The 12070-nt window shown below is 69.1% G+C and carries 9 protein-coding genes; 2 read left to right on the top strand and 7 right to left on the bottom strand.

Annotation, left to right across the window (positions count from 1 at the left end):
- Positions 1-172 precede the first annotated feature (172 nt).
- On the top strand, positions 173-1603 hold the full coding sequence (gene tldD, locus D8I30_RS07870) for a metalloprotease TldD (protein WP_121482254.1): 1431 nt from the start codon (positions 173-175) through the stop codon (positions 1601-1603).
- A gap of 171 nt (positions 1604-1774) precedes the next feature.
- Here tldD and mnmH read toward each other — a convergent pair whose 3' ends face one another.
- The 3 genes from mnmH to D8I30_RS07855 are packed head-to-tail and all read right to left on the bottom strand — an operon-like array spanning position 1775 to position 4905.
- Positions 1775-2836 carry a tRNA 2-selenouridine(34) synthase MnmH gene (mnmH, locus tag D8I30_RS07865; protein WP_162938835.1) on the bottom strand — a complete coding sequence of 354 codons (1062 nt, stop codon included), beginning with the start codon at positions 2834-2836 and terminating at the stop codon, positions 1775-1777.
- Positions 2836-3891, bottom strand: a complete 1056-nt coding sequence (gene selD, locus D8I30_RS07860; protein WP_121482253.1) for a selenide, water dikinase SelD — start codon at positions 3889-3891, stop codon at positions 2836-2838. The genes mnmH and selD overlap by 1 nt, the downstream gene beginning before the upstream one ends.
- Positions 3892-3921: 30 nt before the next feature.
- Positions 3922-4905: a TraB/GumN family protein gene (locus D8I30_RS07855; RefSeq protein ID WP_121482252.1), complete on the bottom strand. Its 984-nt coding sequence runs from the start codon at positions 4903-4905 to the stop codon at positions 3922-3924.
- 143 nt (positions 4906-5048) lie between these two features.
- On the opposite strand from D8I30_RS07855, the gene D8I30_RS07850 reads away from it, so the two are divergent.
- Entirely contained in the window at positions 5049-7100 is a 2052-nt protein-coding gene (locus tag D8I30_RS07850; RefSeq protein ID WP_121482251.1) for a TonB-dependent receptor plug domain-containing protein, read from the top strand.
- Positions 7101-7212: 112 nt separating this feature from the next.
- Here the strand turns inward: D8I30_RS07850 and D8I30_RS07845 are convergent, their stop codons facing one another.
- The 4 genes from D8I30_RS07845 to rpsA all read right to left on the bottom strand — a co-directional run bounded on the left by D8I30_RS07845 (position 7213) and on the right by rpsA (position 11944).
- Positions 7213-8982 (bottom strand): peptide MFS transporter, encoded by a 1770-nt coding sequence (locus D8I30_RS07845; RefSeq protein WP_162938834.1) that lies wholly within the window; start codon positions 8980-8982, stop codon positions 7213-7215.
- 258 nt (positions 8983-9240) lie between these two features.
- Positions 9241-9654 carry a large-conductance mechanosensitive channel protein MscL gene (gene mscL / locus D8I30_RS07840; RefSeq protein ID WP_121482249.1) on the bottom strand — a complete coding sequence of 138 codons (414 nt, stop codon included), beginning with the start codon at positions 9652-9654 and terminating at the stop codon, positions 9241-9243.
- A 23-nt stretch (positions 9655-9677) separates the two neighbouring features.
- Complete coding sequence (locus D8I30_RS07835) at positions 9678-9968, bottom strand: integration host factor subunit beta (RefSeq protein ID WP_121482248.1); 291 nt, start codon at positions 9966-9968, stop codon at positions 9678-9680.
- A 278-nt stretch (positions 9969-10246) separates the two neighbouring features.
- A complete protein-coding gene (gene rpsA / locus D8I30_RS07830) occupies positions 10247-11944 on the bottom strand; it encodes a 30S ribosomal protein S1 (RefSeq protein WP_121482247.1) in 1698 nt (565 codons plus the stop codon).
- Positions 11945-12070: the final 126 nt, after the last annotated feature.

The following is a 12070-nucleotide window of genomic DNA, read 5'->3' as shown; positions in this document are numbered from 1 at the left end:
CGACGATCAAGCGCCGGAGACGCGTCGGCGTCTCTTTCGCTCCCTTGCGAGCCGTCTGCCTGCACCCCCACCCAGCCCTCCCCCATCGAGGGGGAGGGTTTTTTCGCGCCAAGCCCGCCCCTCCGCCCTTCCAAGCCGTGACGCCGGGCCCCTCAGCCCCTATCTAGCGTCCATGAGCACCGTCGCCTCCCCCTCCCCCATCCTCGACGCCGCGGGCGTAGCCCCGGACGAGGCCCTGTCGATCCTGCAGACCGCCCTGGCGGGCGCCGACGACGGCGAGCTGTTCCTCGAAAAGACCGAGAGCGAATCCCTGGTCTTCGACGACGGACGGCTGAAGAGCGCTTCCTACGACGCGGTCGAGGGCTTCGGCCTGCGCGTGGTGGCGGGCGAGACCGCCGGCTACGCCCACGCCAACGAGATTTCCGCCGCCGCCATGCGCCGCGCCGCCGACAGCGCCGCCCTGGCCAAGCGCGGCTATGACGGAACCGCCGCCGAGGCGCCGCGCGCCACCAACCAGCGCCTCTATGATCCGGTCGATCCGCTGCTGTCCCCGGCCTTCTCGGACAAGATCGCCCTTCTGGCCGAGATCGACGCTTGGGCCCGCGCCCGCGACCCGCGCGTGGTGCAGGTCTCGGCCTCCCTGGTCGGCGAGCGCCGCGCCATCGACATCCTGCGCGGCGACGGGCGGCTGCTCAGCGACCTGCGCCCGCTGGTGCGGCTGAACGTCTCCGTCACCGTCGAGAAGGACGGCAAGCGCGAAAGCGCCTCCTCCGGCGCCGGCGGCCGCGCGGGCTTCGAGGAATGGATCGCCCCCGAACGCTGGCAGGCCCAGGTCGACGAGGCCCTGCGTCAGGCCCTGGTCAATCTGGAGGCCGTCGACTGCCCGGCGGGCGAGATGGACGTGGTTCTGGGCGCCGGCTGGCCCGGCGTCCTGCTGCACGAGGCGGTCGGCCACGGCTTCGAGGGCGACTTCCACCGCAAGGGCTCGTCGGTCTTCACCGGCATGATGGGCAAGCGCGTCGCCGCGCCGTGCGTGACGGTCGTGGATGACGGCTCCATCGCCGGGCGTCGCGGCTCCCTGTCGTTCGACGACGAAGGCACCCCGACCTCGCGCACCGTGCTGATCGAGGACGGCATCATGGTCGGCCTGATGCACGACCGGCTGTCGGCGCGCCAGCTGGGCGCGAACGCCACCGGCAACGGCCGGCGCCAGTCCTTCGCCCATACGCCGATGCCGCGCATGACCAACACCTTCATGGAAGGCGGCAAGGATTCGCAGGCCGACATGATCGCCTCGACCAAGCGCGGCCTCTACGCCGCCAACTTCGGCGGCGGCCAGGTGGACATCACCAACGGCAAATTCGTCTTCCAGTGCACCGAGGCCTATCTGATCGAGGACGGCAAGATCACCGCGCCTGTGCGCGGCGCCACCCTGATCGGCGACGGCGCCACGGCCCTGACCCAGATCCAGATGATCGGCGACGACTTCGCCTTCGACCCCGGCGTCGGCACCTGCGGCAAGGCCGGGCAAGGCGTCCCCGTCGGCATCGGCCAGCCCAGCCTCAAGATCGGCGGCCTGACGGTCGGCGGCACGGCGGTCTAACCACACCCTCTCCCGGCGGGAGAGGGCTTGAGCCTCCAGGAGCCGAAGGCGATTGGTTAAGGCGAAAGGGTGAGGGGCTTGTCCTGTCCGTCGGCGTCAGCCGTGGCGCGACCTCTTCACCCTCGAACCCTCACCCTTTCGCGCAAGAACGATCGCTGCGCTCTCGTGCGCTCAAGCCCTCTCCCATCGGGAGAGGGAGGCAGTTATCGCTTCCGCCGCCTGGTCCAGATCGGCCTCGGCGCCGCCGTCCATCGCGATCTCGCCTAGGTCGCGCGCTCCAGCCGAGGCGCGGCGGTAGGCCGGGTCGTAGTGATCGCGCATCAGGGCCGTCGCCAGGGCGCGCAGGTCGCCCGCCTGCGACAGGGCGCGCCACTCCGCGATCCGCTCGCGGCTATGGTGGCGGGGCATCCGCGCCAGCAGGGCGTCGCGCACGGCCGCATCGTCGGTCGCCGCCTGATAGTCGCGCAGCACCCGCTCGACCCGCGCCTCGAACGGGGCCGACAGGCGTAATGCGGGCGCCGCCTTCATCGCCGCCCACAGCGCTGGCGGCACGGTCAGGCGGCCAATGCGGCTGGCCTCGGCCTCGACAACCACGGGACGGCTCAGGTCGAGGGCGGACAGGGCGGCGTACAGACGGCTTTCGAACAGCTTCTGCGACGGCTGCTCCACGCCCGTGCGCCCGAACAGGGAGCCGCGATGCGCCGCCAACCCCTCCAGGTCCAAGCTCTGGACGCCGTGGTCGGCCAGGCGGGCCAGGACCGCCGTCTTGCCGCTGCCGGTCAGGCCGTCCAGCAGGACCAGCTTCAGCGGCGGCGCCGTCTCCAGCTCATGCAGGGCGGCGGCCACCGTCCGGCGCCAGGTCTGATAGCCGCCCTCCAGCCGCGTGACGGGCCAGCCGACCTGATCCATCACCGTGGTCATGGCCGTGGAGCGCTGCCCCCCGCGCCAGCAATAGACCAGGGGCTGGAAGCTGCCGTCGCGGTGCCCCAGCGCCCCGTCCAGATGCGCGGCGATGTTGCGCGCCACCAGGGCCGCGCCCAGGCGACGGGCCAGGAATTTCGAGGTCTGGACGTAGAGGGTCCCCACCTCGGCGCGCTGGGCGTCGTCCAGCACCGGCAGGTTGATCGCGCCGGGCAGGTGGTCCTCGGCGAACTCGCCGGGACTGCGCACGTCGATGACGGCGTCGTAGCGGGCCAGAGCCGCAAGCGAAACGTCCGCCGTCAGCCGCACCATCAGGCCCCCGCCTTCACGATCACCGCAGGCTCGCCCTCGCGCACCCGGCCGACGCGGCGCGCCGAGGCGAAGCCCAGATCCTGAACCAGCGCCATCACCGCCTCCGCCGCCTCGGGCGCGACGGCGATCAAGAGGCCGCCCGAGGTCTGGGGATCGGTCAGCAGGTCGCGCCGCCATTCGGGCAGCTCGGCGTCCAGCGTCACCGCCCCGCCATAGGCCGCCCAGTTGCGCACCGAGGCGCCCGTCCGCACCCCGGCCTTGGCCAGGGCGGGCGCCCCGTCGAGTAAGACGGGCGCGTCGGCGTCGATCTCGACCGTCAGGCCCGCGCCGCGCGCCATCTCCAGCGCGTGGCCCAGCAAGCCGAAGCCGGTCACGTCGGTGACGGCGTGGACGCCGTCCATCGCCGCCAGCTTTGGCCCCGGCGTGTTCAGTCGGGTGGTCGAGCCGATCAGGGCCTCATAGCCGCCCGCCTCCAGCCGTCCCTGCTTGTAGGCGGCGCTCAACACGCCGACGCCCAACCCCTTGGTCAGGATCAGCGCGTCGCCCGCCCGCGCCCCGCGATTGGTCAGCACCCGGTCCGGGTGCGTCAGGCCAAGGGCGACCAGGCCGTAGATCGGCTCCAGGCTGTCGATCGAATGGCCGCCCGCCACGGGCACGCCCGCCTCGGCGCAGACGGACGCGCCGCCTTCCAGCACCCGGCCTATGGTCTGCGGCGACAGCTTGCCGACCGGCATCCCCACGATGGCCAGGGCGAAGATCGGCGTCGCCCCCATGGCGTAGACGTCGGACAGGGCGTTGGCCGCCGCGATCCGGCCGAAGTCGAACGGGTCGTCGACCATCGGCATGAAGAAGTCGGTCGTGGCCACCAGGGCCTGCTGGTCGTTCAGCCGCCAGACCGCCGCGTCGTCCGAGGTCTCGGTTCCCACCATCAGATCGGCGAAGGCCGCCGTGCGCGGGGTCGAGGCCAGGATGGACTGCAGCACGTCGGGCGCGATCTTGCAGCCGCAGCCGCCGCCGTGGGCCAGGGAGGTCAGTCGGGGTTCGATGTCGCTCATGCCCCCGCGTCCTCCTTAGCACGCCGCGCGTCAACCGCCTTCGTGCGTGGCGGGCTTCCATTCCGGACCGTCCAGCTCGAAGCCCTGGGCCTCCAGGGCGTCCAGGACGCCGCCGGGCTCGGCAAGGGTGCGCAAGGGGGCGACCGCCAGGCTCAGGCCGGGCTGGGTCAGGGCCTGGGCGACCGCGTCGGTCCACTCCATACGCAACTGCTGCCCGATCTGCGGGTCGCCCCAGGGCCAGCAGCGGTCCACGGCCTGATCGACCGGCGAGGCCAGCGCCTCGGCCACCCGCAGCCCGCGCCAGGCCTCGGCGCGCAGGCGCACGGCGTCCGGCCCCAGTTCGGCGGCCGACATGGCGGCGCGCAGGCATTCGCGATGAGTTTCAGGCGGGGCGGTGATCAGGCTTTCCACAACGTCGGCCCCGCGCACAACGCCGATGGAGCGGATCGGCACGCGCGCCTTTCGGGCGGCGCGGCGCACGGCGTCGGCGGCCCCGACCGGCCGGGCGTCCTTTTCGCCCGCCTTGCCCTGGATCAGGTCTATGGCCAGCATCAGCATGCTGTAACGTCGCCACTGGTCGTTTTTCTCGCCCGCCATCAGGACGTCCAGCCGCGCCTGATCCTCGGCGCTCAGATAGTCGGCCGTCGTCGCGCCCTGCGGCAGCCAGCCGATGGTGCGGATGCGCCAGATCAGACGCAGGACGTCGGCGGGCGAGGCGCGGCCCCGCTGCGGGAACAGGATGCGGTCGGAACGGGCGGCGGCGTCCTCCAACGCCTGGGCTCGCCATTCGAACCCGCGCGGCGCCTCCTCAATGGCGCCGACCAGGATCATCACCCCCTCGCCGTCGCGCCGCACCGTCCACATGGGCGCGCCCGCCCGCCGCGCGGCGACGACCACCTCGTCCACGCGGGTCGCCGCCTCGGCCTGGTCCTGAGCGGCGTAGGCCGCCGTCGCGGTCGCCGCCGAGACGACGAGAAACGCGGACAGGGCGACCGGCAGAAGACGAGCTTTCATGCCCGCACCCTAGCGTCCCGAAAAGTCGTCACACGTGACTATTCCGTAATGATGTCCGCAATTTAATACACCTGTCCCGCTTGTAACTGGCGATCGTCCGTATACGCCGCCACACCTCTGCCGACACCGAGGGAGAGGACGAGATGAACACCAAGCGCGCCCTGCTGGCGACCACCGCCCTGATGCTGGCCGCCGCCGCGCCGGCCGTGGCCCTGGCCGCCGAGGCGCCCGCCGCGCCCGCTCGCCAGGCCGCCGCCGCCGGCGACCAGGCCGTGCTGGTCTTCACCCCCGACTTCTTCGCCGACGCCCGGCCGAACACGGCGCTGGACATGGTCAACCGGGTGCCGGGCTTCTCGATCAACGACGGCGACGGGGCGCGCGGCTTCGAGGGCGCGGTCGGCAACGTCCTGATCAACGGCGCCCGCCCGGCCTCCAAGAACGACACCGGCTCCAACGTCCTGGGCCGCACCGTGGCCAGCCAGGTCGAGCGCATCGAGCTGATTCGCGGCGGCGCCCCGGGCATCGAGATGCAGGGCTATTCCGTCGTGGCCAACGTCATCCTCAAGAACACGGTCAGCCGCGAGCACATCGCCAGCTTCAACGCCAATCTGTTCGAGGGGGGCCAGGACCTCTACGGCGGCTCCTACCAGTTCACCGAGCGCAAGGGCGACCGCACCTGGGGCGTGACCCTCGGCGACGGCATCTCCATGAGCGATTCCAACGGCGCCGGGCCGCTGCGCCGGGTCGGCCCGAACGGCGAACTGCTGCGCGCCGAAGACTACTACAGCGACGGCTACGGCGGCGGGAATTCGATCCGCGGCAACTACGCCGGCCCGCTGATGGGCGGCAAGATCGACCTGACGGCCCGCTACGGGATCAACGACTGGCACGGGATCAACCGCCAGACCGCCCCCGACGTCCTGCGCGAGACCCTGGCGGACAACGACACCAAGAGCGGCGAACTGGGCGTCGTCTTCACCCGGCCGCTGTCGCCCCGGCTGAAGCTGGAAAGCCGCTTCATCCACGAGTTCGAGGACTTCGATGAGGTGGCGGTCCTGCGCGACCGCGACGGCGGCGTCGAGGCGGCCGAGAAGCGCTTCGGCGGCGAGGGCCAGTCGTCCGAGACCATCCTGCGCGGCCTGCTGCGCTTCGAGCGCTCGGCGGCCGTGGAGTTCGAGGGCGGCGGCGAGATCGCCTACAACATGCTCAAGGTCGACCAGAGCTATCTGATCGGCGGCGTGCCCCAGCCCGTGCAGTCCGCCTCGGTCAAGGTCGAAGAGACGCGCGGCGAGCTGTTTGGCAAGGCGACCTGGCGCCTCACGCCCCAATGGACTCTGGAGGGCGGCCTGCGGCTGGAATCCTCGACCATCAGCCAGGCCGGCGACGCCGAGCACGAGAAGAGCTTCTTCTACGCCAAGCCGCGCCTGCTGACGACCTGGACGCCGACGGCCAACACCCAGCTTCGCCTGCGCCTGGAGCGGACCGTGGGGCAGCTGGACTTCGGCGACTTCGCCGCCTCGGCCGAACTGGCCAACGACAATGTCTTCGGCGGCAACGTCGACCTGCAGCCCGAGCAGCGCTGGATCGGCGAACTGACCTTCGAGCAGCGTTTCTGGGGCGAAGGCATCGTCAGCGTCGGCCTGCGCCACGACGAGATTTCGGACGTCATCGATCTGCTGCCGCTGGACGAGCAGACCACCGGGATCGGCAATATCGGCGACGGGACGCTGGACCAGCTGGCCCTGAACGTGACCATCCCCACCGACACCGTAGGAATTTCCGGCGGCAAGTTCAGCTTCAAGAACACCTGGAACCACACCCGCGTCACCGATCCGACCACCGGCGAATCGCGCCCGATCTCCGGCGTTCGCCCCACCCACGCCAGCCTCAGCTTCCGGCAGGACATCACCAGCTGGAAGCTGCAATGGGGCGTCGCCTGGTTCCCCCTGCTGGGCGAGAAGAACTTCCAGCCCGACGAGACCCGGGTCTGGCGCGGCCACGACTATTACGATCTGTGGGCGGAGTATAAGCCGACGCCGACCCTGTCGATCCGCGGCCAGGTCACCCTGTGGGACGACTTCACCATCGAGCGCACCATCTTCGCCGACCGCGAGACGCGCGCCGTCGCCTTCGTCGAGAACCGCTACATCGACCCGCGCACCTTCTATCAGATCCGCCTGCGCAAGACCTTCTGAGGCTTCAAACCGCGCACCGGAACCAACCGGGGCCATTCCTCCGACAACAACTGAAAAGGGCGGCGCCTCCTGCGAGACGCCGCCCCTTCCTTGTCAGCAACCGATCAGGCGATCAGTGGATGCCCGCCATGCCCTTCTTGAGGATGGGCGACAGGGCCAGCAGGACCACGCCCACGCCGACGCCGGTCCAGCCGATGGTCCCGAAGATCGAGCCATAGGTCTGCAGCGCCAGTTGCGGGTTGGTCACCACGCCGGCCACGGTGTCCGTGGCGGTGGCGGCGGCAATCCAGCCGGCGACGATGTGGGCCACCGACGACGACAGGAACCACACGCCCATCATCAAGCCGACCACGCGCGCCACCGAGAGCTTGGTGATCATCGACAGGCCGACCGGCGACAGGCACAGCTCGCCGATGGTGTGGAAGGCGTAGGTCAGGAACAGGATCATCAGCGGGACGCGGAACGACTCGTTGAAGTTGTTCGCCGCCGCCCACGACAGCAGCAGGAAGCCCGCGCCGACGAAGACCAGGGCCGCCGAGAACTTGACCGGGGTCGAGGGTTCGCGGTTGCGCTTGCCCAGCCAGACCCAAAGGGCCGCCATGATCGGGCCGCCGATGACGATGATGCCCGGGTTGAACATCTGGGTGTAGCCGGCGTTGAACCAGCTCGGCATTTCCGTCGACTGGTCGGCGAACAGGGTCAGGGACGACCCGGCCTGCTCGAACAGGGCCCAGAACAGCACCGAGAAGAAGATCAGCACCTGGGCGACCAGCATCCGGGAGCGCTCGGCGCCCTTCAGCTTGAACACGGTGAAGCCGACCACGCCGGCGAAGGTCAGAACGGCGATGGGGATCAGCACCGTCTGGACGATCTCGTGGCGCTGCATCAGCAGCCACACCGGAACGACGGCGACGATGCCCGCGATCCAGAAGAAGGCCTCGACCGGCACGCCGACGATGGTGCGGCCCTTGAGCGGAACCGGCGGTCCGCCGCGGCCTTCCAGCCAAGGCGCGCCCATCAGGAAGGTCAGCAGGCCCATCAGCATGCCGAAGCCCGCCAGGCCGAAGCCGTAGGACCAGCCGTAGGTGAAACCCAGGTAGGAGCAGGCCGCCGTGGCCAGCAGCGAACCCAGGTTGATGCCGACGTAGAAGATGGTGAAGCCGCCGTCGCGACGGGGATCGTTCTCTTCATAGAGGGCGCCCACCACGGTCGAGATGTTGGCCTTCAGGAAGCCCACGCCCATGATGATCAGCGACAGGGCCAGGAACAGGACCGGCTCGCCGAAGGCGGTGTCGCGCTTGGTCTCGACCTTGTAGCCGCCCGCGGGGGTGAAGGCCGGGAAGCCCTCGCTCGCCGCCGCGACCACGGCGGCGTCGGCGGCCTGAGCGGCCGCCGGCTCGGCGCCGACCTTGGACACGCCTTCCGGGGTGATGGAGATCTGGACCCGCTCGTCGCCGCTGACGGCGAACATGGTGCGGTTCTGATCGCGGCCGACGACCTCGATCTGATAGGTGCTCTCGCCGATGGTCAGGCTTTCCTTACCGCCCGAACCCTCGAACGCCATGGTGAAGTGACCGGCCACCAGCAGGACGGCGCCGATGACCACGGCCTTGCGCGCGCCCAGATACTTGTCGGCGATCATGCCGCCCAGCACGGGCATCAGGTAAACCAGGGCGGCGTAGGCGGCGTAGATGCCCTGCGCCTCGGCCGGACCGAACAGGAAGTGCTGGGTCAGGTACATGACCAGCAGCGCCCGCATTCCGTAGTAGGAGAAGCGTTCCCACATCTCCGTGAAGAACAGGATCACCAGCCCCCGCGGGTGACCCAGAAAGGTCTTGCGAGGCGTCGCCGACAGCGCGCCCCCTCCATCCGTCGTGCTCAACGGCAAGCTCCACTTATCTTGCGCCCCCGACGGGCGCCCCAAGACCGAGAAACAGCACGCCAAGCCATTGCAAACAAGCGTTAAGGACGACGCAGGGCCGTGATGCCGCCGCGGAGGGGGCGCAATCGCTCGCCTATTGCACGCCACGACCTCCCGTCACGCTTCTTGCGGGAAGCCTCCACAAGCGTCGTTTTTCGTCGTGAGGAAGCGCCTGAATGTCGATCCGGCCGGCGCCCGTTCGAGCCGCCGGACAGGCCGTCAGGCGCGCGGGCGCGCCTTCAGTTCGTCGCGGATCTCGGCCAGCAGGGCCTCGGTCGGCGTCGGCGCGCCGGCGTCCGGCGCGGCCGCCTGATCGCGGCGCAGCTTGTTGATCATCTTGACCACCAGGAAGACGACGAAGGCCACGATCAGGAACTGGATCAGGGTGTTGATGAAGGCGCCGTACTGGATAGCCACCTTCTCGACCCCGGCGGCGGCGTCGGCCGGCTTCAGCACCCATTCCAGATGGGCGAAGTCCACCTTGCCCAGCAGCAGGCCGATCGGCGGCATCACCACCTGGTCCACCAGGCTGGTGACGATCTTGCCGAACGAGGCGCCGATGATGACGCCGACCGCCAGGTCGACGACGTTGCCGCGCGCGGCGAATTCCCGAAACTCGGTCAGCAGGCTCATGGCGTCGGTCTCTCTCGTGGCTGTCAGGCGTCGCCGGACGCGTTCAGGCGCTCGCGCAGTTCCTTGCCGCTCTTGAAAAAGGGCACGGCCTTGGCCGGAACCTCGACCGTCTCGCCGGTGCGGGGGTTGCGCCCCGTCCGCGCCGGGCGGCTGCGCACCGAGAAGGCGCCGAAGCCACGCAGCTCGACCCGACCGCCGTCCGACAGGGCTTCGGTCATGCGGCCCAGGATCACGTTCACGACCCGCTCCACCTCCGCATGGGTGAGATGCAGATTCTCCGCCGCCAGCTTCTCGATCAGTTCAGACTTGATCATTCAGGCCCCCGCCTTGGCTTCACCGTCCGGGGAGACACCCTAACCGTCTGTCGCCGCAGGAAGAAAGAGACAAAACGTATCGCCGTGAAGGTTTCTTGCTTTCGAGGGCGACAGGTTTCGCCGCCGGAGGGCCTCGAGCGGAAGAAAAAACGCCGGCCGGCGCTGCGCCCGCCAAGACAATCACGCCCCTCTCCCATCACGAGAGGGCCGACGGGCGCCCAAAGAAAAAGGGCGGCCGGATCGCTCCGGCCGCCCCGTTTCCCGTCGGGTGAGGAAACTTATTCCTTGCCCGCGTTCTTGAGCGCGGCGCCCAGGATGTCGCCCAGCGAGGCGCCCGAGTCCGACGACCCGAACTGTTCGATGGCTTCCTGTTCGTCCTTCATCTCGAGGGCCTTGATCGAGACCGAGACGCGGCGCGTGGCCTTGTCGACGGCGGTGATCATGGCGTCGACGCGGTCGCCCACGGCGAAGCGCTCGGTGCGCTGCTCGTTGCGGTCGCGCGACAGGTCCGACTTGCGGATGAAGGCCGTGACCGGCGCGTCGTCCTCACCGAACTTCACCTCGATGCCGCCGGTCTCGATCGCCGTCACGGTGACGGTGATCTGCTGGCCGCGCTTGTAGGTGTCGCCTTCCATCGGGTCGCCGCCGAGTTGCTTGACGCCCAGGGAGACGCGCTCCTTCTCGACGTCGACGTCCAGGACCTTGGCCTTGATCGTCTCGCCCTTGCGGTAGCGCTGGATGGCTTCTTCGCCCGACACGTTCCAGTCCAGGTCCGACAGGTGGACCATGCCGTCGATGTCGTTGTCCAGGCCGACAAACAGGCCGAACTCGGTGGCGTTCTTGACTTCGCCCTCGACGGTCGAACCGACCGGGTGAGCCTCCAGGAAGGCCTCCCACGGGTTGTTCTGAGCCTGCTTCAGGCCCAGCGAGATACGACGCTTGGCGCTGTCGACGTCCAGGACGATGACGTCCACTTCCTGCGAGGTGGAGACGATCTTGCCCGGGTGGACGTTCTTCTTGGTCCAGGACATTTCCGACACGTGGACCAGGCCTTCAACGCCCGGCTCCAGCTCCACGAAGGCGCCGTAGTCGGTGATGTTGGTGACGCGGCCGGTGTACTTGGCGTTGACCGGGTACTTGGCTTCGACGCCGTCCCACGGATCCGACTGCAGCTGCTTCATGCCGAGCGAGATGCGCTGGGTGTCCGGGTTGATCTTGACGATCTGGACCTTGACGGTGTCGCCGACGGCCAGGACCTGCGACGGGTGCGACACGCGCTTCCACGACATGTCGGTGACGTGCAGCAGGCCGTCGATGCCGCCCAGGTCGACGAACGCGCCGTAGTCGGTGATGTTCTTGACGACGCCTTCGCGGACTTCACCCTCTTGCAGCTGGCCGACCAGCTCCGTGCGCTGTTCGGCGCGGGCTTCTTCCAGGATGGCGCGACGCGAGACGACGATGTTGCCGCGCGGACGGTCCATCTTCAGGATGGCGAAGGGCTGTTCCTTGCCCATCAGCGGGCCGACGTCGCGGACCGGACGGATGTCGACCTGCGAGCCCGGCAGGAAGGCCGAGGCGCCGCCCAGGTCGACGGTGAAGCCGCCCTTGACGCGTCCGACGATGGCGCCGTTGACCGGCTGGCCTTCGGCGAACACGGCTTCCAGACGGGTCCAGGCTTCTTCGCGACGAGCCTTGTCGCGGCTGATGACGGCCTCGCCCAGGGCGTTCTCGACACGCTCCAGATAGACTTCGACGTTGTCGCCGACCTTGGGCAGGACGGCGCCGTCGCCCTGGCCGAATTCGCGCATGGCGATGCGGCCTTCGGTCTTCAGACCGACGTCGATGATGACGATGTCTTTTTCAATGCCGACGACGCGGCCGTGAACGACCTGGCCTTCGCCAAGGTCGCGGCCTTGCAGCTGTTCGTCGAGGAGCGCGGCGAAATCGTCGCGAGTGGGGTTGAGGGTTTCGGTCATGGAAACTCTTGAGGTTGATGGAAGGCGAAACGCGCACGGCCGAGCGGACATGCGCGAATGGGGTGCAAAAGGGGAAGTCAGGTCGTCACGAGGCGAGGCGAGACGCGCTGCAAGGCGCGGAAACAG

Origin of the sequence: Brevundimonas naejangsanensis, from assembly GCF_003627995.1 — a bacterium.
GTDB lineage: Bacteria > Pseudomonadota > Alphaproteobacteria > Caulobacterales > Caulobacteraceae > Brevundimonas > Brevundimonas naejangsanensis_B.
Note: the sequence above shows the minus strand (reverse complement) of the source record. Positions and strands in the feature narration are given on the sequence as shown.

Coding starts and splice junctions, on each gene's coding strand:
- mscL (WP_121482249.1), bottom strand. CDS start 9,654: ATGAGCCTGCTGACCGAGTTTCGGGAATTCGCCGCGCGCGGCAACGTC.
- tldD (WP_121482254.1), top strand. CDS start 173: ATGAGCACCGTCGCCTCCCCCTCCCCCATCCTCGACGCCGCGGGCGTA.
- rpsA (WP_121482247.1), bottom strand. CDS start 11,944: ATGACCGAAACCCTCAACCCCACTCGCGACGATTTCGCCGCGCTCCTC.
- selD (WP_121482253.1), bottom strand. CDS start 3,891: ATGAGCGACATCGAACCCCGACTGACCTCCCTGGCCCACGGCGGCGGC.
- mnmH (WP_162938835.1), bottom strand. CDS start 2,836: ATGGTGCGGCTGACGGCGGACGTTTCGCTTGCGGCTCTGGCCCGCTAC.
- D8I30_RS07835 (WP_121482248.1), bottom strand. CDS start 9,968: ATGATCAAGTCTGAACTGATCGAGAAGCTGGCGGCGGAGAATCTGCAT.
- D8I30_RS07855 (WP_121482252.1), bottom strand. CDS start 4,905: ATGAAAGCTCGTCTTCTGCCGGTCGCCCTGTCCGCGTTTCTCGTCGTC.
- D8I30_RS07850 (WP_121482251.1), top strand. CDS start 5,049: ATGAACACCAAGCGCGCCCTGCTGGCGACCACCGCCCTGATGCTGGCC.